17 protein-coding genes are annotated in these 19,183 nt (G+C 35.3%); 14 read left to right on the top strand and 3 right to left on the bottom strand.

Annotated elements, in window-relative coordinates:
* The first annotated feature begins 14 nt into the window (after positions 1 to 14).
* Positions 15 to 1,436, top strand: coding sequence for a [FeFe] hydrogenase H-cluster radical SAM maturase HydG (gene hydG / locus Q0U74_RS03470; RefSeq protein WP_297392743.1), 1,422 nt, complete (start codon positions 15 to 17; stop codon positions 1,434 to 1,436).
* Positions 1,436 to 2,611, top strand: a complete 1,176-nt coding sequence (hydF, locus tag Q0U74_RS03465) for a [FeFe] hydrogenase H-cluster maturation GTPase HydF (protein ID WP_297392710.1) — start codon at positions 1,436 to 1,438, stop codon at positions 2,609 to 2,611. Before hydG ends, hydF begins: the two co-directional genes overlap by 1 nt.
* 275 nt (positions 2,612 to 2,886) lie before the next feature.
* Here the strand turns inward: hydF and Q0U74_RS03460 are convergent, their stop codons facing one another.
* A complete protein-coding gene (locus Q0U74_RS03460; protein ID WP_297392709.1) occupies positions 2,887 to 3,495 on the bottom strand; it encodes a DUF4230 domain-containing protein in 609 nt (202 codons plus the stop codon).
* A gap of 140 nt (positions 3,496 to 3,635) precedes the next feature.
* On the opposite strand from Q0U74_RS03460, the gene Q0U74_RS03455 reads away from it, so the two are divergent.
* On the top strand, positions 3,636 to 4,988 hold the full coding sequence (locus tag Q0U74_RS03455) for a hemolysin family protein (protein WP_297392742.1): 1,353 nt from the start codon (positions 3,636 to 3,638) through the stop codon (positions 4,986 to 4,988).
* 133 nt (positions 4,989 to 5,121) lie between these two features.
* Here Q0U74_RS03455 and Q0U74_RS03450 read toward each other — a convergent pair whose 3' ends face one another.
* Complete coding sequence (locus tag Q0U74_RS03450; RefSeq protein WP_297392708.1) at positions 5,122 to 6,111, bottom strand: YeiH family protein; 990 nt, start codon at positions 6,109 to 6,111, stop codon at positions 5,122 to 5,124.
* A 239-nt stretch (positions 6,112 to 6,350) separates the two neighbouring features.
* Here Q0U74_RS03450 and Q0U74_RS03445 point away from each other — a divergent pair, with 239 nt between their 5' ends.
* The 9 genes from Q0U74_RS03445 (at position 6,351) to Q0U74_RS03405 (ending at position 15,872) form a co-directional block, all read left to right on the top strand.
* Positions 6,351 to 8,054 carry a proline--tRNA ligase gene (locus Q0U74_RS03445; RefSeq protein WP_297392707.1) on the top strand — a complete coding sequence of 568 codons (1,704 nt, stop codon included), beginning with the start codon at positions 6,351 to 6,353 and terminating at the stop codon, positions 8,052 to 8,054.
* A 1-nt stretch (position 8,055) separates the two neighbouring features.
* Positions 8,056 to 8,277 (top strand): YdbC family protein, encoded by a 222-nt coding sequence (locus Q0U74_RS03440; protein WP_297392706.1) that lies wholly within the window; start codon positions 8,056 to 8,058, stop codon positions 8,275 to 8,277.
* A 71-nt stretch (positions 8,278 to 8,348) separates the two neighbouring features.
* Positions 8,349 to 9,713: a trigger factor gene (gene tig / locus Q0U74_RS03435; RefSeq protein ID WP_297392705.1), complete on the top strand. Its 1,365-nt coding sequence runs from the start codon at positions 8,349 to 8,351 to the stop codon at positions 9,711 to 9,713.
* Between the two features lie 17 nt (positions 9,714 to 9,730).
* A complete protein-coding gene (gene clpP / locus Q0U74_RS03430; protein ID WP_297392704.1) occupies positions 9,731 to 10,315 on the top strand; it encodes an ATP-dependent Clp endopeptidase proteolytic subunit ClpP in 585 nt (194 codons plus the stop codon).
* A gap of 8 nt (positions 10,316 to 10,323) precedes the next feature.
* Complete coding sequence (gene clpX / locus Q0U74_RS03425; RefSeq protein ID WP_297392703.1) at positions 10,324 to 11,541, top strand: ATP-dependent Clp protease ATP-binding subunit ClpX; 1,218 nt, start codon at positions 10,324 to 10,326, stop codon at positions 11,539 to 11,541.
* A 46-nt stretch (positions 11,542 to 11,587) separates the two neighbouring features.
* On the top strand, positions 11,588 to 13,921 hold the full coding sequence (lon, locus tag Q0U74_RS03420; RefSeq protein ID WP_297392702.1) for an endopeptidase La: 2,334 nt from the start codon (positions 11,588 to 11,590) through the stop codon (positions 13,919 to 13,921).
* Positions 13,908 to 14,507, top strand: a complete 600-nt coding sequence (yihA, locus tag Q0U74_RS03415; RefSeq protein ID WP_297392701.1) for a ribosome biogenesis GTP-binding protein YihA/YsxC — start codon at positions 13,908 to 13,910, stop codon at positions 14,505 to 14,507. The genes lon and yihA overlap by 14 nt, the downstream gene beginning before the upstream one ends.
* Before the next feature lie 121 nt (positions 14,508 to 14,628).
* Positions 14,629 to 15,492, top strand: coding sequence for a DUF1002 domain-containing protein (locus Q0U74_RS03410; protein ID WP_297392700.1), 864 nt, complete (start codon positions 14,629 to 14,631; stop codon positions 15,490 to 15,492).
* Positions 15,493 to 15,614: 122 nt separating this feature from the next.
* A complete protein-coding gene (locus tag Q0U74_RS03405; RefSeq protein ID WP_288166798.1) occupies positions 15,615 to 15,872 on the top strand; it encodes a DUF4177 domain-containing protein in 258 nt (85 codons plus the stop codon).
* 182 nt (positions 15,873 to 16,054) lie between these two features.
* On the opposite strand, the gene Q0U74_RS03400 is transcribed toward Q0U74_RS03405, so the two are convergent.
* Complete coding sequence (locus Q0U74_RS03400) at positions 16,055 to 16,573, bottom strand: nitroreductase family protein (RefSeq protein ID WP_297392699.1); 519 nt, start codon at positions 16,571 to 16,573, stop codon at positions 16,055 to 16,057.
* A 509-nt stretch (positions 16,574 to 17,082) separates the two neighbouring features.
* On the opposite strand from Q0U74_RS03400, the gene Q0U74_RS03395 reads away from it, so the two are divergent.
* Positions 17,083 to 17,745, top strand: a complete 663-nt coding sequence (locus Q0U74_RS03395; protein WP_297392698.1) for an S-layer homology domain-containing protein — start codon at positions 17,083 to 17,085, stop codon at positions 17,743 to 17,745.
* A gap of 90 nt (positions 17,746 to 17,835) precedes the next feature.
* Positions 17,836 to 19,183 (top strand): 23S rRNA (uracil(1939)-C(5))-methyltransferase RlmD (gene rlmD / locus Q0U74_RS03390; RefSeq protein WP_297392697.1); only part of this gene is annotated, 1,348 nt, incomplete at its 3' end.

Below are 19,183 nucleotides of genomic sequence, written 5' to 3'. Positions count from 1 at the left end.
GAAGAGTGAAGAAATTGTACAAGCTAGATTCAAAAATTGCAGAAGAATTTATAAACCATCAAGAGATCTTAGACACTCTTGACTATGCAGAAAAAAACAAGAATAATAAGGACCTCTTAGATGAAGTTCTTGAAAAGGCAAAGAAGGAAAAGGGACTTAACCATAGGGAGGCGGCTTTACTTCTACTTGCTGAAGACAAGTCTTACCAAGAAGAAATTTATAAGCTTGCAAAGAAAATTAAGGAAGACCACTACGGCAACAGGATTGTTTTGTTTGCCCCCCTTTATCTTTCAAACTATTGTATTAATGGTTGTGTTTATTGCCCTTACCATGCAAAAAATAAATCAATTAGAAGAAAAAAATTATCTCAAGAAGAAATTAAAAGTGAAGTTATAGCCCTTCAAGACATGGGCCACAAGAGACTTGCCCTTGAACTTGGTGAAGACCCTGTGAACAATACAATGGAATATATTTTGGAATCCATTAAGACAATTTATTCTATTAAACATGAAAATGGTCAAATAAGAAGGGTCAACATAAATATTGCTGCTACTACTGTGGAAAATTATAAAAAATTAAAGGATGCAGAAATTGGAACCTACATCCTCTTCCAAGAAACCTACAACAAGAAGTCCTATGAAGAACTTCACCCAACAGGACCAAAGCATAATTACGCCTACCACACTGAAGCCATGGATAGGGCCATGGAAGCTGGCATCGACGACGTTGGGATTGGAGTTTTATTTGGACTAGAAACTTATAAGTATGAATTAGTTGGACTCTTAATGCACGCAGAACACTTGGAAGCAAGATTTGGAGTTGGACCTCACACAATTTCTGTTCCAAGAATCCAACCTGCCGATGACATTGATCCAAGTGATTTTAAAAATGAACTTGCTGATGATATTTTTGAAAAACTAATTGCCCTAATTAGGGTTTCAGTACCTTACACTGGCATGATAATCTCAACTAGAGAGTCACAAAAAGTTAGAGAACGCGCTCTTGAACTAGGTGTAAGTCAAATTTCTGGTGGATCAAGAACTTCTGTTGGTGGATATGTTGAGGAAGAATTAGAAGAAGATAACTCTGCTCAATTTGATGTTGCAGATAATAGGACCCTTGAAGAAGTTGTGGATTGGCTAATGGAACTTGGTTATATCCCAAGTTTTTGTACAGCCTGCTATAGGGAAGGAAGAACTGGCGACAGGTTCATGCAACTTTGCAAGTCAGGACAAATCTTAAATTGTTGTCAGCCTAATGCCCTTATGACTTTGAAGGAATACATGCTAGATTATGGAAATGAAAAGACAAGAGAACTTAGCGAAGACTTAATTGCAACAGAACTTGAAAAAATTCCAAATGAAATTGTAAAGAAGAAGGCTAAAGAATATATAAGCGAAATGGAAGAAGTTGGAAAGAGAGATTTTAGATTTTAATGGAACTTAATAAGACAAATTCTGGTAACAGGATTCACATAGGATTTTTTGGAAAGGTAAATTCGGGCAAGAGCTCAATAATAAATGAATTTTCTGGCCGAGATATTTCCATTGTTTCAAACCAAGAGGGGACAACTACAGATCCAGTTTACAAGTCAATGGAGATTAAGAGCTTGGGGCCATGTCTTTTAATGGACACGCCAGGCATAGGAGACGAAACAGTCCTTGGACAAAAGAGGATGAAGAGAACTGACGAAGTTATATCGAAAACTGACATTGGAGTCCTAGTTGTATCAGATACCCAAACAGGACCTGAAAGGGAAATGCTAAGAAAATTTAAGGACACCCCAATCCTTCTTGTAATAAATAAAATTGACCTCTTATCAGAAAAAGAAATAAAAAAAATAAGAGAAGACTTTTCTTCTTATAAAATAGTGGAAGTTTCTGCCCTAAAAAAAATTGGCTTTGATAAGCTCTTAGAGGAACTCTTGAAATTTAAACCAAAGAAGGAAGAGAGACTTTTTGACGGAATGGTGGAAGAGAAGGACCTAGTCCTCTTAGTAATACCCCAAGACATTGCAGCACCAAAAAACAGGATTATCCTTCCACAAGTTCAAACAATTCGTGAACTCCTTGATAGGAACGCCCTGGTTTCCATGGTAAAGCTTGAAGAGCTTCCTGATATCCTAAGACTTTTAAATAAGAAGCCAGACCTAGTAGTTGCAGACTCCTCTGTCTTCTTAGAAGTTTATGAAAAAATCCCAAGAGATGTTAAGCTAACATCCTTCTCAGTCTTATTTGCAAAACTAAAGGGTGACATTGATGAATACATCAAGGGAGTAGAAGCTCTAAAAAAAATAAATGAGAATTCAAAAATATTAATAGCAGAGTGCTGCACCCATGCCCCAGCAGAAGAAGACATTGGAAGAATAAAAATTCCAAACATGATAAGAAAGAAAGTTGGCCAAGGCTTACAGGTTGATGTGAGTTCGGGTTCAGTCTTCCCAGAAAATATTTCGGATTACGACCTCATAATCCAATGTGGCGGCTGCATGCTCAATGCAAAAAATATTAGGAGTAGAATCGAGAGTACAAAAGAAAAAAGCATCCCAATAACAAACTACGGAATAGTAATAGCATATTTCAAGGGGATACTGGATAAAATAAATTATTAAAGATAATTAATAATAAAGAGCTGTGGTGACACAGCTTCAGATTGATGATAAGGCAGGCAAAAAAGCCTGCTCTTTTAATATAATCATCTAATTCAAAGAAAAAATTAGGAATACTGCGATATAAATTGAGTCCTAATAAAGATTTAACTTTGAATAAATTAATGGTTTTTTTAGCAAATACATTAAAATGCAACAAACCCAGAAAATATTCCTGGGTTTGTCTACAATCTGAGGACATTCTATAAGGAATGCCCTTTTTTTGACCTTATTAATTTTTATTTTAGAGAATCGTCCCTTGTGACCTTAATTTTATATTCACTTAAAACAGTGTCGCCCAAGATAATTTCTTCTATAGCCTTTTTAGATTCTTCGTCAGCTTCCTTTAAGAGACCTCTCTTAATGGCATTATTTTCAACTTCCTTCTTTTGGTCCTTGGAAAAGTTGTTGTAGTCCTCAATGTCAATTCTATTAAAAATAGATTCTCTCTCATCAAAAACTTTTAGTGAGTCCTCGTAAATTTCGTGACTCAAAATTTTTGCCGGTTGAATTTTTATTTCAATGCTTTTATCATGAAGTTCTACCTTCATTTTTTCAAGGTCCACACCTGCATTTATAAGTCCGTCATAGGAGACTATGAATTTTTTTGATGTAAAGGGAATTTTATAGCCATAAAAAGTATTTTGATTTTCAAACTGTCCCATATTTGTATAGTGATATTTTAGTGTCGTAAGTTCCTTGGCGCTAACTAATTTATTAAAAATTAAAGTCGCAGTGATATCTGGTTCCATTTCAGCTTTCATGACCTTTTTGCCAGCAAAGAAAGTTGCTAAAAGTGCCACTGCAAGTAGGAGAACCAAAATTATTATTCTTTTAAATTTTTTCATTATACACCTCCATCTCGAAATAATTATAACATAAATATTTTTAATAAAAAGTTCTTTAAGTACATTCTTTTCTGTTATAATCACAAATTCTTTGATATAATTAATCTAAATTAGTCAAAAAGATATGGAGGAAGATGTTAATGGACGATGGCGCCTTGTGGGCTAAGCTAATATTAATCGCAATACTTACAGGAATTAACGCATTTTTTGCGTCAGCAGAAATGGCAATGGTTTCAGTTAATAATAATAAAATAAAGGAATTGGCAGAAGAGGGAGACAAGAGGGCAAAGACGCTACTGTCTATATCCTCTGACCAAACGAGATTCTTATCTACTATACAAGTTGCAATAACTCTTGCAGGATTTTTCTCATCTGGTTCTGCAGCTACAAGTATCTCACAAGTTTTTGGAGTCTACTTAAGTAAGAGGGGCATACCTTATGGCTTTACAGTGTCCTTTATTTTGGTGACATTTTTATTATCTTACATCACCCTTGTCTTTGGAGAGCTTGTGCCAAAGAGAATAGCTCTTCAAAACTCAGAAAATGTTGCACTGAAATCAAGTAATGCAATTGCCTTTGCCTCAAAAATATTTTATCCTTTTGTAAAACTTTTGTCCTTCTCAACGGCATTAGTTTTAAAGATTATGGGCAAATATTCAGAAGATGTTGAAGAAAAAATTTCAGAAGAAGAATTAAAATCTTATATAAAAGTTTCCACTCAGCAAGGAGTAATAAACTCAGCTGGTGAAGAGATGATAGTAAATATTATGGACTTTGATGACAAGTTGGCATACGAAATAATGACGCCAAGGACATCAATTTACATGGTGAACTATGACGAATTTAACACAGATACAGTTACAGAAATTCTAAAGATGGGCTACTCAAGGATGCCAGTCTTTAGAGAAAATACAGACAACATTCTGGGAACAGTTTACATCAAGGATCTTTTCGTAGAATATGCAAAAAATGATTACGAGTCCATTGACTTGGACAAGTGTATAAAGTCGCCTTACTTTGTGCCTGAAACCAAAAAAATCGACATGCTCTTAAAGGAACTTCAATCCTCAAAAAATTATGTGGCAATACTAATTGACGAGTACGGTGGCTTCTCAGGCATGGTTACAGTGGAAGACATAGTAGAAGAAATCGTAGGAGAAATTGAAGACGAGTACGACAAGGAAAACCACTCCCTAGAAAAAATTTCTGATAACGAATATATAGTTGACGGGTCTATGGATATAGAAGACATAAACGATGAGCTTGGCACATCACTTTATTCAGAAAACCATGAGACAATCTCTGGGCTTATAATTGAAAAGCTGGGCTTTATACCAGAAGAAAATGAAAAGAAAAAGCTTAGTGTCAAGACTTCTGGCTGCATCTTGACAGAACTTGCAGTGGCAGACAAGAGAATAGTGAAGGCAAGCATCAAGGTCATACCAGAAGAACAAGAAGAAGCAAAGAGAGAGTACAAAGAATTTAATTCATAAAATATAAAATGTGAAAAGTAAAAGTCCGCGAGGGCTTTTATTTTTTCTTAAAAAATAAAAATCACCATAAAAAAAGAAGTTTAGCCTTATCTTTTACAAGTTAAACTTCTTTTTCTTTTATAAATTTTTTATTTTACCAAATGCTAAGTATGTGCTGCATCAAGAGGCTGACGCAAATTATTCCTATCCAGCAAAGGGCGCCTTCTAGGATTGCCTTGCCACCTTGGGAAATTAATTTTTTTATGTCTGTGTTAAGTCCAATTGCTGACATTGCCATAATGATGAAAAATTTTGACAAAAATTTCATGCTTGACAAGAAAGTTTCTGGAAGGGGCAAAAGTGTTGTTACTATTGATGCAAGTAGGAAAAATAAAATAAATGTTGGGAAAGCCTTTAGTGGATTTACTTTTTCCTTGCTGTCCTTTGATTTTATTATTCCAAGCACAAGGGTAATTGGAATTATTGCAAGAGTTCTCGTTAGTTTTACAATTGTTCCGTAGTTAAGGGCTGTGTCGTCATTAAACATTGTTGACCAAGTGCCTGATGCTGCCACAACAGATGATGTGTCGTTAATGGCTGTGCCTGCCCACATGCCAAAGCCTGTGTGAGTCATGCCAAGCTTAACGCCAAGAGTTGGGAAGATTAGTGCTGCAATTATGTTAAATAAAAATATTACAGAAATTGATGTGGCAATGTCTTCGTCCTTGGCATTAATAACTGGTGCTGTTGCAGCAATGGCAGAGCCACCGCAAATTGATGAGCCAACGCCAACTAGGGTGGCAATGTCAGAATCAATATTTAAAACTTTTGCTGCTGCAAAGGCAATTATAAGTGCAGTGGAAATTGTTGAGAGAATAATTAGTAGAGATGACTTACCAACAACTATAATCTCTCCTAGGTTTAGTCCAAAGCCCAAGAGAACTACGGCAAGTTGCAAAACTTTTTTTGATGTGAATTTTATGCCAGCTTCAAGAGACTCTGGTCTATTGAAATTATTTAAGATGATTCCAAATAAAATTCCAAAAACTGGTCCACCAATTACAGGAAATTTTTTGCCTAAAAAATAGGCGCAAGCTGCAATGAGTGCTGAAAATAAAATTCCACTTATATCTTTTTTCTTCATTATAATGTCCTCCTATTTATTTTTTATGAAACAATTATCTATTATACATTAAAATGGGAAAAATTTTTGTGACTTTTGCAAAATAATTTATTTAAGCCTTAAAAATCTAAAAATTTTCCACAAAAATGTGAAGTATTACAAGCTTTATAGTATAATAAAAATAGCGTGCCACGAGATTTTTTCATAAAACTTGTGGAAATTTATTTTATTTATTATAATACTTTTATTATGGAGGTAATATGAGATTATCAAAACTTTATATGCCTACTCTTAGGGAGGATCCACAAGATGCAGAGATAGCATCACACAAGTTTCTCCTAAGAGCTGGTATGATTAGAAAATCTGCTAGTGGTATCTATACATATTTGCCACTTGGCTATAGATCTATTCGAAAAATTGAAAATATAGTTCGTGAAGAGATGGATAGAGCTGGCTCAATGGAAATTTTGATGTCAGCTATTCAACCTGCTGAAATCTGGAAAGAGTCTGGTAGATGGGAAAAGTTTGGTCCTGAAATGTTTAAGTTAAAGGACAGAAATGACAGGGAGTTCTGCCTTGGACCAACTGCGGAAGAATATTTTACCACTCTTATTAGAGATGAAGTTAAGTCTTACAAGGACCTTCCCCTAAATTTATATCAAATTCAAACAAAGTACAGAGACGAAAAGAGACCGAGATTTGGAATAAATAGGGCAAGAGAATTTTCCATGAAGGATGCCTATACCTTTGACACTTCACCAGAAACACTTCACGAGGCTTACATGAATATGTATGAAGCTTATGAAAGAATTTTTGACAGGTTAGAGCTTGATTATAAAATCGTTGAAGGGGATAACGGCGCCATGGGTGGCACTGGCTCCCACGAATTTATTGCCCTATCTGAAACTGGCGAAGGTGTAATTGTTTATGCTGAATCTGGAAAATTTGGAGCAACTGAAGAAAAGGCTCCTGTTGAATACCTTCTTCCAGAAAGAGAAGACAAAAAAGACTTAGAAAAAGTCCACACACCTAATGCAAGCACCATCGAAGAAGTTTCTAAATTTTTAAAAGTTGACCCAAAGAAGTGTGCCAAGGCAATTGACTTAATGCTAGGAGATGAACCAGTTTTAGTATTTATTCCTGGCGACAGAGAATTAAATATGGCAAAGCTTGTATCCTACACTGGAGTTGCTGAACACGACATAAGAATGATGGAAGAAGCTGACATTGAGGCTATTAAGACTAAAAAAGGCTACACTGGACCTATTGGACTTGATGTTAGAATGATCTTCGACAAGAGGGTAACTGAAATGGATAACCTTATTGTTGGAGCCAACCTTGATGAATACCACTACATCAATGCAAATTATGGAAGAGACTTTGAGGGTGAAGTTGTAGATGACCTTCTTCTTGTTGCTGAAGGTGACAAGGTTCCTGGAACTGACGAAGAATATAAATTCGCCAGAGGTATTGAAGTGGGAAATATTTTTAAATTGGGTACAAAATATTCAGAAGCTTTAAATGCAACTTATCTTGACGAAAATGGCAAGGCAAATTACTTTTACATGGGCTCTTACGGCGTTGGTGTAACAAGATCTGTAACGGCAATAATAGAACAAAACCACGATGACAATGGAATAATCTGGCCAATGGCTGTGGCACCATATGAAGCAATTGTTACAATAGTAAATGTTAAGGATGAAGATCAAGTTAAGCTTGGAGAAAAGATTTACGAAGACTTAAAGGCTAAGGGTATCGAAGTTCTTCTTGATGACAGAAAGGAAAGAGCTGGAGTTAAGTTTAAGGACAGAGACTTAATTGGTATTCCACTAAGAATAACTTGCGGCAAGAAGTCTTCTGAAGGCTTAGTTGAGTATTCAACAAGAAGAGAAATGGAAAATTCTGAAATTTCTTCTGAATATGCAGTAAAAAATGTTTTAAATGAAGTAGAAAAGGTTAGATAGTATGAGCGATTTTAAATTTGAAATTACAGAGCACTTGGGAGTTTTATCTGAAAGTGCCAAGGGCTGGACTAAGGAGCTTAACAAGGTTTCTTTTAACGGCAGACCAGCTAAGTACGACTTGAGAGAGTGGGACCAAAACCACGAAAAAATGTCAAAGGGTGTCACACTTAATGACGAAGAGATGGAAATTCTCTCTAAAATCCTAAAGGACAGAGGGATTTAATATATTTTTAAAATAACTTATGTTATAATGTAGAGATGTAAAAAACGCCATAGAGCGAGGAGGCTATTAAAATGGAAATTAAAAAGAAAGAAAACAACACTGTCTTTTTTGACATTGTTTTAAAAAGAGAAGATATAAATAATGCTGAGACAGAAGTGTACAAGAAAAACAAAAAGCAATTCCAACTACCTGGATTTAGAAAGGGTCATGTTCCTAGAAAGATGATCGAAAATATGTATGGCAAAGATGTATTCTTTGAAGATGCTATTAACGAACTTCTTCCAGCTGAATATGAAAAAGCTATTAAGGAATTAGATTTAAAAGTAGTTGACCAACCTAACATCGACATTGACGAAGAAAGCATCAAAGACGACAAAGATGTTATTGTTAAGGTATCTGTTGATGTTAAACCTGAAGTTGAACTTAAAAACTACGAAGGAATTGAAATTGAAGATCCAACTCTTGAAGTAACTGACGAACTTATTGATTCTGAAGTTGAAAACGAAAGAGCTATGAATGCAAGAATTATTAATGTTGACGATAGAGCTGTAGAAGATGGCGACACTGTAAACATCGACTTTAAGGGTTCTGTTGATGGAAAATATTTTGAAGGTGGAGAAGCTGAAAGCCAAGACCTTAAAATTGGCTCCAACACATTTATCCCAGGCTTTGAAGAACAATTAATTGGTCACAATCTTGGCGAAGAATTTGACATCACTGTTAAATTCCCAGAAGATTATCACCAAAAAGATCTTGCAGGAAAAGATGCAAAATTTGAAATTAAATTAAATAGCATTTCTTATGAAGAACTTCCAGAACTTGACGACGAATTTGTAAAAGATATTTCTGAATTTGACACACTTGATGAATTTAAGGCTGACATCAGAAAGAAAAAGGAAGAAGAATTCAAGACAACTTCTGAAATGGAAAAACAAAGAAGAGCCATTGATAAAATCGGTGAAATGGTAGATGTTGAAATCCCTGAAGCCATGATCAACGCTCAAATCGACGACATGATTAGAAATTACGACCAAAGTCTTAGAGCTCAAGGCATTAGCTTTGAAGATTACATCAAGATGATTGGTCAAAGTCTTGACGATTTCAAAAAAACTATGAGACCTGAAGCAGAAAAGACTGTTAAAAATGACCTTGCCCTAGAAGCTCTTGTAAAAGATTTAGCAATTGAAATCACTGACGAAGAAATCGAAGAAGAAGTAAATAAAGTAGTTGAAGAATACTTCAAGGACGACAAAGAACACATGGAAAAGATGAGAGACTACATGTTAAATCAAAACAAGGAAGTTGTAAGAGACGACCTTGAAAAGAGAAAGGCAATTGACACTCTTGTTGAAAAGGCAAAATTTGTTGAGCCAAAGGAAACTACTGAAGAAGAAATTAAAGAAGAAGTAAAAAAAGATAAAGAAGAAGATAAATAATCAGAGGATGTGATTAAATGGCATTAGTGCCAATGGTAGTAGAACAAACTAATAGGGGCGAAAGGTCCTATGACATTTATTCAAGACTTTTAAAGGATAGAATTATTTTTGCAAGTGGCGAAGTTGATGATGTCATGGCAGACTTAATCGTTGCTCAACTTTTATTTTTAGAATCTGAAGATCCAAATAAGGACATTCAACTTTATATAAATTCACCTGGTGGTTCTGTGTCTGCAGGCTTTGCCATTTACGACACTATGAATTATATTAAGCCAGATGTTTCTACAATTTGTATTGGAATGGCTGCATCTATGGGAGCATTTTTGCTTGCCTCTGGAGCTAAGGGAAAGAGATTTGCCCTTCCAAATTCTGACATTATGATTCACCAACCTTCTGGTGGTGCACAAGGTCAAGCAAGTGACATTCAAATCAATGCAGAAAAGATTTTAAAAATTAGACACAAATTAAATGAAATTTTGGCTGAAAGAACTGGTCAAGATCTTGAAAAAATCGAAAGAGATACAGATAGAGATTATTGGCTATCATCTGAAGAAGCAAAAAAATATGGTTTAATAGATAAAGTTATAGAAAAAAGGGTTTGAGGTGAGATATGTCAAATACAGATGAAATTTTGAGATGTTCATTCTGTGGCAAAACGCAAAACCAAGTGAATAGATTAATCGCCGGACCTAATGTAAATATTTGTGACGAGTGCATCGAGAGATGTCACGCAATTTTAGAAGAAGAAATTCCCCGTGAGATAAATAAGGATTTTGACTTAAAAAAACCTGCTGAAATCAAAGAGATTTTGGACCAATATGTGGTAAAGCAAGAGGATGCCAAAAGGGCCCTTGCAGTTGCTGTATATAACCATTACAAGAGAATTTCATCTTCCAAAAAAATTGACCCAGATATTGAACTTCAAAAGTCCAACATCTTAATGATTGGACCTACAGGTTCAGGCAAAACTTTACTTGCACAAACTCTTGCAAGACTATTAAATGTTCCCTTTGCCATTGCCGATGCCACAACTTTAACTGAGGCTGGTTATGTTGGCGAAGATGTTGAAAATATTATTTTGAAATTAATTCAAAATGCTGACTACGACATTGAAAGGGCAGAAAAGGGAATAATTTACATTGACGAGATAGATAAAATTGCCAGAAAATCTGAAAATGTATCTATCACAAGAGATGTAAGTGGAGAAGGTGTGCAACAAGCACTTTTAAAAATAATTGAAGGCACTGTTGCCAATGTTCCGCCACAAGGTGGCAGAAAGCATCCTTCTCAAGAATTTATTCAAGTTGACACCACAAATATTTTATTCATTGTTGGTGGTGCCTTTGACGGAATTGACAAAATTATTGAAAATAGAACTGCCAAGTCCTCTATGGGATTTGGGTCTGAGATTATTGACAAGAAGGCCAATAGAGAAAATATTCTTAAAAAAGTTGAAACTGAAGACTTATTAAAGTTTGGACTTATACCAGAACTCATAGGCAGGCTTCCTGTAACTATAACTCTTGAAGAATTAGACGAAGATGCTCTAGTAGAAATTTTGACTAAGCCAAAGAATGCCCTTGTAAAACAATACAAGGAGCTATTAAAGTTTGACGATGTTGAATTAATTTTTGACGACGAAGCCCTAAATTATATTGCAAAGAAGGCAATAGAAAAGAAGGCAGGAGCTAGAGGATTAAGAGGAGTTATCGAAAACACCATTATGAATGTCATGTACGAAATTCCTTCAAGAGATGACATCAAGGCAGTAAAAATAACTAAGGAATCAGTAGAAGGCACAGCATCTGCTGAGTTAATAAAAAAATAAAAATAAATTTAGCCGTGGTTGACACGGCTTTTTTAGAAGGTGAAAAATGCAAAATTTAAAATTACCACTAATCCCTCTTCGCGACTTAGTAATCTTTCCCCACATGGTCATGCACTTTGATTGCGGCAGAAAAATTTCTGTAAACGCAATTGAAAGGTCGGAAATGCAGGACTCAAAAATATTTTTGGTGGCGCAAAGAGATTTGGAAGTTGAAAACCCAAAGAGAGAAGACCTCTTTGATGTTGGGACTGTGGCAACTATAAAACAAATTTTAAAACTTCCAGGTGGAGTTGTTAGGGTCCTAGTTGAAGGAGAAGAGAGGGCAAGAATCTCAAGCCTTGATATTAGCGACGAAATAATTGAAGCGGATATAGAAATCCTAGAAGAAGAGGAAGTTGACTACACAGAAGACGACGAAATCGAGGCAGCACTTCGCCTTGCTTTAAATGACTTGGAATCTTACGCTTCCTTAGATGAAAAATTCTTCCCAGGACTTTTATCTAACATTGCAGACACAGACGACCCATCAAGGTTTATCGACACTGTTGTTGGCTATCTTGACTTTAAACTTGAAGAGTACCAAAAGTTACTTGAGACAACTGATATTTACGAAAGACTTGTTGCCTTTCACGAGATAATGAAAAAGGAAATAGAAATTCTTTCCATAGAAAAAAATATCAATGACCAAGTGAAAAAGAAAATGGATGACATCCAAAGGGAATACTATTTAAAGGAACAGCTTCGCGTCATCCATAAGGAGCTTGGCGATGAGGAAGATGAGGGCGAAGTTACAGAAGTTTACAAGAAAAAAATTGAAGAAAAAAATCTTCCTGATGAAGTGAGGGAAAAAGCCCTAAGTGAAATAAAAAAACTTAGAAATTTAAATTCACAGTCGCCAGATTATTCCATGCTCATAAATTACTTGGACTGGATAATTGACCTTCCTTGGCTTAATGCTGGAGAGGAAAAAGTAAAATTAAGTGACGCTAGAAAAGTTTTAAATGAAGAACATTACGGACTTAAAAATGTCAAGGAGAGAATCCTAGAATTTATTGCCGTGAGAATTTTATCTGGCGACAAAAATAAGGGTCCTATACTTTGCCTTGTGGGACCTCCAGGAGTAGGTAAGACTTCCATTGCCAAGTCCATTGCCAATTCCCTCAACAAGGAATTTGTCCGCATGAGCCTTGGCGGTGTAACTGACGAAGCAGAAATAAGAGGACACAGAAGGACTTACATCGGCGCTCTTCCTGGCAGAATTATTTCTCTCATGAAAAAAGCTGGCAAAAATGACCCAGTATTTTTATTTGACGAGATTGATAAAATTGGAAATGACTTTAAGGGCGACCCTGCATCAGCACTCTTAGAAGTCCTTGATCCAGAGCAAAACAATTCCTTTACGGACAGGTATATGGAGCTTCCCTTTGACTTATCCAATGTATTTTTTATAGCCACGGCAAATACAAGGCAGACTATACCAAGACCCCTTCTTGACAGAATGGAAGTTATAGAAATTGGTGGCTACACACCAAATGAAAAATTAAATATTGCAAAAAGATATTTAGTTTCAAAACAAATTTCTGAAAATGGTTTGAAGAAGGAAAATATAAATATTTCTGAAAAAGCTTTAAAGGACATAATAGATTACTACACTCGCGAATCTGGCGTTAGAGGTCTTGAAAAGCAAATTTCAAAAATTGTGAGAAAGGCTGCTCTAAAAATTGTGGAAGAAGATTTAGAAAAAGTTTCTGTATCCACGAGAAATATTTCAGACTTTCTTGGCGAAAAAATTTATTTAATAAATGAGAGAGAAAAAAATTCTGAAGTAGGTTCAGTTAATGGACTTGCCTGGACAGAAGTGGGCGGCACTACACTTGTCATTGAGACAACTGTAATGCCGGGCAAGGGGAAATTAACTCTTACAGGATCTCTTGGCGATGTCATGAAGGAATCAGCCATAGCTGCTATATCTCACATTGCATCTAATGCAGAAGACTTTAAAATTGATCCAAACTTTAGAAGTGAAAAGGACATTCACATTCACGTTCCTGAAGGCGCAGTGCCAAAGGATGGACCTTCAGCAGGAATTACAATTGCCACATCAGTCCTCTCTGCCCTAACTAAGAGGCCTGTGAGAAGTGATGTTGCCATGACTGGAGAAATTACCCTTCGCGGCAAAGTCCTTCCAATAGGTGGGCTTAAGGAAAAACTTTTGGCTGCAGAAAGGTATGGAGTTAAGACTGTAATCATTCCTGAAGAGAACAAGAGGGACTTAAAGGAAATCGAAGAGGCAGCCGTTGAAAAGCTGGAGATAAAAACTGTTTCAAACTTCAAAGAAGTTGCAGAGATTGCGATAGGTGATTTTAGTGAAGATAAATAAGGCAGAACTAGAAAAAGTTGCAGTTTTGGAAAAGCAATATCCTCTGGCAAATCTTCCTGAGTTTGCCTTTGCAGGCAGATCCAATGTGGGCAAGTCATCCTTTATAAATGCTATGCTAAATAGAAAAAATCTAGCGAGAACTTCATCAACACCAGGAAAGACTAGGACAATTAATTTTTACAAGGTAAATGACGACCTTCGCCTAGTGGACCTACCTGGCTACGGCTACGCAAAAGTTGCAAAAACAGAAAAAGAAAAGTGGGCAGGCATAATCAATAGATACCTTGAGAATAGAGAAAATCTTTTGGAGACAATTCTTTTGGTGGACATTAGGCACGAGCCAACAGATTTAGATAAGCAGATGTATGACTACATCCTTCACTCAGGCTTTTCTGGCATAGTCATTGCCACAAAAAAGGACAAGATAAAAAAATCGCAGCTAGATAAACACATTTCTGTAATAGCAAAAAAACTTGGCGTTGAACATAGAGAAAATATAATTCCCTTTTCTTCATCAGAAAAAGATGAAGTCAAGGATACGTGGTTTATCTTTGAAGATATGATGAGATTTCACAAAGAAAAATAAAGTAAAGAAGAACCTTAAAGGTTCTTTTTTACTGTGGCATGACTATGTGAAAAGTAAATTTCACACAGTTTTAAAAAATTAAACATAAACTTATGTTAAGATGTAAAAAACGGAGGAGATTATGAAAGTTAAAAATAAAATTATGACAGCGGCGCTTTCACTATTGTTACTTCCAAGTGCAGTTTTTGCTAGTGCAGGAGACGAAATAGTGACGCTTGGCGCTGACTTAAGTGAAGAACAAAAAAGTGAAATGCTTCGCGAGATGAAGGCTGATGACAAGGCAAAGATCATTGAAGTCACTAACAAGGAAGAGTACAAGTACTTAGGCGATGTCCTTTCCTCAAAGGAAATTGGAAATAAGGCAATATCTTCTGCCATAGTAAGATACAAAAAGGCAGGCAGCGGGATAAACATTGATTTATCAGACAACATTCGCGTTGTAAGTGAAGATGCCTTTTTAAATGCCCTTAACACTGTAGGAATTGAAGACGCCGACATTTATGTAACGGCACCTGGAAAGGTAAGCGGGACAGCTGCCCTCACTGGAATTTTAAAAACTTATGAAGAAAACACTGGCAAGAAACTTCCAGAAAATTTGAAAAAAGTTGCCAATGAGGAATTAGTTGTGCAAACAAAACTTTCTGAAGAGCTTGGCGACGAAAAAACTAACGACATTATTTACGAAATCAAAGATGCCATGGCAAAGAATATGCCAAAGGACGAAAAGGAAGTTAGATTTATAATAGATAGTGTTACAAATAATTACAATATAAATTTAAGTAAAAGCCAAGAAGACAAGCTTGTGGGTCTCTTTAACAACATGAAAGATGCCGATGTAGATTGGAATAGGGTGGCAGATACTGCAGTAAAATATAAGGACCAGGCATCAAAATTTTTAAACTCACCTGAAGGAGAAAAGGCAGTAAAAAATACAAAGAACTTTTTAGAAAAACTAATAGACTTTATAGTTTCACTATTTAAATAATTTAAGAGAAAAGATTCACCAGGATGTTATGTGGTGAATCTTTTTTTGTATTATCCTTAGGTTTTATTTTTATTTTTTATAATGTATAATAAAATAAAATTACTATAGAGGGGGATTTTATTATGGCATGGGATGATCAAACAGGTAAAGCAATTGGAGAAAGTGGAGATAAGTATGTTGTTCTTCAAGTTGTGCTTACAGAAAAATTTTTAGGTACTGGTTCGGGGGCTACAAGTTTAACAAATCTTCAAGCAGCAATAAACAAGCAAGCAGCCTTAGGGTATAGACTACATACTATTACTACTTCATCATCTGGCTCAAAAGGATTTCTTGGTGGTGATAAAATACAAGCAACAATGGTGTTTGAAAGAATTGATTAATTAAACTTATTAAAGTATAAAAAAGGTTATGCATCTATCAAAGCGATAGGTGTTTTTTAATACTAAATTGTACCAATAAAAAAAATCCGGCGAACCGGATTTAATTAATATTTTGCCTGCTAATAAATTTTTGCCTAATAATATTTTATCTGCTAATAAAATTTTACCTTCAATTTAAACTTTTAGAACTTATTGTAGTGGACCTTTGATGATATATCGAATTCTTCGTGGTCCTTTGTGCCTGATTTTTTGTAGCCAATTGGAATCAAACATTGTGCTCTATAAGGTTTTTTCACGCCAAAGTTTTCTTGGAAGTATTCTTCGTAGGAGATTTTTCCTGCAGTTTTGCCTTCCTTGACATTGATCCACGAAGATGAAAGTCCTTCTTCTTCAAGGAGAAGTTGTAAGTAGGCTGCTGTAAGTGATGCTTCTTCCACCCAAGTCTTGCAGATGTCTGTGTTTGCAATTACTATTACAATTACTGGTGCATCCTTTAGGTAGAGGGTTGCGAAGGAATCCATATTGGAAAGTTCTTCGATTTTTTCTTTGTCGTCTACAATTATAAATTCAACGGGGTGAGAGTTGCCATTTGATGGTCCCATTGATGCGTACATCAAAAGTTCTTCCAATTTTTCTCTGTCAACTTCTTTATCTTTATATTTTCTAACTGTTCTTCTTTTTAAAATTAATTCTTTTAACAAAATATCACCTCACATACATTCTACCACAAACTTTAATTAAAGTAAGTGTGCAAATATATTCATAATATTTTTAAATTCTAAAGCTATCCTTGTAAATATTAAGGATAAAAGCTATTTTTAAGAGATAAAAATTCTTTGAAAATATTTTCATAAAGACTTGACAAAAATATTTTACTACAGTACAATATAGGAGAAGTGAAAACTTCATCATCTTTTTTCTTCCCTTAGAGAACAGTTATCTATTTACATAATCTGTTCTCTTTTATTTTGTCTAATTTTTTGTGTGCATAATATTTTTTGCAGTTCCCCCAAATTTAAAATAAATTAAAAAGATTTCACTTTTATTACAAGGAGAAAATTTTTAAATCTTTATAAAGACACTATATAAAGTATAAAAATCGTATATATTTCATTAATGTTACAAGATAGGCTCTTTGTAACACAAACTTAAAATAGAAATTGTTTCAAAAAATTATTATTAAGTTATAATAATAGTGAAGGTGATAAAAATGAAGATTTTGAAAAAGACTTCATTGATCATTATCTCCACAGCATTGATTTTAACAAGCACTGTATTTGCAAAATCCTTTAGAGACACAAGAGGGCACTGGGCAGAATCATCTATTGACTTTATTACAGACAAGGGAATAATGTCTGGCTATGATAACAGCACATTTAAACCTAACGAAAACATTACGAGAGTTGAGTTTTATGCCACAGTAAATAGTTTAATTGGCTTCGACAAAACTTATACTGTCACATTTTCTGATGTAAACACTTCTGACTGGTATTATAGTGATGTAGCTAAGGGCATAAAGGCAGGATACATTACACCAACTACGGGAAAGTTAAATCCAGAGAGAGATATTACAAGGGAAGAAGTTGCAGAAATCCTTGGTTATGTTTACTCATTACCTACTAAGGCAAGCGCAACTAATGAATTTGGCGACAAAAATAAGATTAGTGAATCGGCAAGAGGTTATGTAGGCGCTCTAGTCGATGCAGGAATACTACGAGGATACTCTGATGGAAACTTTTATCCAACAAGATCAATTAGGAGATCAGAAGCTGCTACGCTTTTTAGGTCGATGATTTCTAATTACAACTATCCACAAAAAAAGGCTCTAAATAATAGTAAAATTAAATTTGGAAGCAGAAATCTCTACGAATAAGACAGGTAACTGTCTTATTTTTTTTGCTAAAAATTTTCTTAATTTATTAAATTGTGACAATTTGATATAATTTTTTTAAGGAGTGAAGAAATGAGTATAATTGTTAAAATAGATGAAGCAAGATTTCCCAACTTAGGAAGAGGAAGCTTTGAAGGTAAAAAATATGAATTTAAGGGCGGCATCCTTGGTCAGACAGTGGAGATAAAAGCTAGAGGCAGAAGATCTAAAAAGGCAAAACTATTAAATGTAATCGAAAGATCAGGTCTTGAAAAAGGGTCTCCTTGTCCTCACTTTGAAAAATGTGGCGGCTGCAGCTATCAGACCCTAACTTATGAAGATGAACTTAAGTATAAAAAAGACTTAATCGAAAAATTATTTAAAGAACATGGCATGGAGAGAGAGCTGGAAATAATTCCATCGCCAGTCCACAAGTTTTACAGAAATAAAATGGAGTACACCTTTGGCGACGAGTACAAGGATGGACCCCTTGCCCTTGGACTTCATGTAAAAAATAGATTCCACGAGATAGTAAATACCACTGATTGCAATATTGTAGACGGTGACTTCAATAAAATAAGAAGCCAGGTCCGAAACTATTTCGAAAAAATTGGAGAAGCCCACTACAACAGAATGAGACACGAGGGATTTTTGCGCCATCTCTTAATAAGAAAGGCTACAAGAACTTCCGAGATAATGATTTTACTTGCCACATCAACTCAAAGTGAGCTTGATAGAGAAGCCTTTGTAAAATTTTTACTTGATTTAGACCTTGAAGGCAAAATCGTCAGCATTTTTCATGTAAAAAACGACGCCCTATCTGATGCAATTGTCCCAGAAGAAATGGATTTAATTTATGGCAAGGATCACATTGAAGAAGAAGTCCTTGGACTAAGATTTAAAATAAGTCCCTTCTCATTTTTTCAAACCAACACCAGATCAGCTGAAGTTCTCTACAAAATGGCTAGAGAAAAAATTGACGCAAGAGATAAACTTGTCTTTGACCTCTATTCAGGAACGGGAACCATAAGTCAGGTCTTGGCAGCATCAGCAAAGAAGGTTATTGGAGTAGAAATAGTAGAAGAAGCAGTGGAGGCAGCGAGAGAAAATGCTAAGCTTAACGGGATCGACAATGTTGAGTTCATAGCATCAGATGTCTTAAAAGTATTAGATGACCTAGACAAGAATCCAGACCTAATAGTCCTAGACCCGCCGAGAGAGGGAATAAATCCAAAGGCGATCGAAAAAATAATAGACTTCGATCCAGAAAAATTTCTATATATATCCTGTAACCCCGTAACCCTAGTCCGAGATCTGGGAGTCTTTAAAGAAAGAGGCTATGAAATAGAAGAATTAGAAATAGTAGACCAATTTCCAAAAACCTCTCACGTGGAAACGGTAGCACTTTTGTCCAAACTCGATGTCGATAAGCACATAGATG

This window comes from uncultured Peptoniphilus sp. (genome assembly GCF_946998875.1).
Taxonomy (GTDB): Bacteria; Bacillota; Clostridia; order Tissierellales; family Peptoniphilaceae; genus Peptoniphilus_A.
Note: the sequence above shows the minus strand (reverse complement) of the source record. Positions and strands in the feature narration are given on the sequence as shown.

Excerpts from the sequence above, each read along its gene's own strand:
- hydF (WP_297392710.1), top strand. The coding sequence starts at position 1,436 with ATGGAACTTAATAAGACAAATTCTGGTAACAGGATTCACATAGGATTT.
- Q0U74_RS03460 (WP_297392709.1), bottom strand. The coding sequence starts at position 3,495 with ATGAAAAAATTTAAAAGAATAATAATTTTGGTTCTCCTACTTGCAGTG.
- Q0U74_RS03455 (WP_297392742.1), top strand. The coding sequence starts at position 3,636 with ATGGACGATGGCGCCTTGTGGGCTAAGCTAATATTAATCGCAATACTT.
- Q0U74_RS03450 (WP_297392708.1), bottom strand. The coding sequence starts at position 6,111 with ATGAAGAAAAAAGATATAAGTGGAATTTTATTTTCAGCACTCATTGCA.
- Q0U74_RS03445 (WP_297392707.1), top strand. The coding sequence starts at position 6,351 with ATGAGATTATCAAAACTTTATATGCCTACTCTTAGGGAGGATCCACAA.
- Q0U74_RS03440 (WP_297392706.1), top strand. The coding sequence starts at position 8,056 with ATGAGCGATTTTAAATTTGAAATTACAGAGCACTTGGGAGTTTTATCT.
- tig (WP_297392705.1), top strand. The coding sequence starts at position 8,349 with ATGGAAATTAAAAAGAAAGAAAACAACACTGTCTTTTTTGACATTGTT.
- clpP (WP_297392704.1), top strand. The coding sequence starts at position 9,731 with ATGGCATTAGTGCCAATGGTAGTAGAACAAACTAATAGGGGCGAAAGG.
- clpX (WP_297392703.1), top strand. The coding sequence starts at position 10,324 with ATGTCAAATACAGATGAAATTTTGAGATGTTCATTCTGTGGCAAAACG.
- lon (WP_297392702.1), top strand. The coding sequence starts at position 11,588 with ATGCAAAATTTAAAATTACCACTAATCCCTCTTCGCGACTTAGTAATC.
- Q0U74_RS03410 (WP_297392700.1), top strand. The coding sequence starts at position 14,629 with ATGAAAGTTAAAAATAAAATTATGACAGCGGCGCTTTCACTATTGTTA.
- Q0U74_RS03405 (WP_288166798.1), top strand. The coding sequence starts at position 15,615 with ATGGCATGGGATGATCAAACAGGTAAAGCAATTGGAGAAAGTGGAGAT.
- Q0U74_RS03395 (WP_297392698.1), top strand. The coding sequence starts at position 17,083 with ATGAAGATTTTGAAAAAGACTTCATTGATCATTATCTCCACAGCATTG.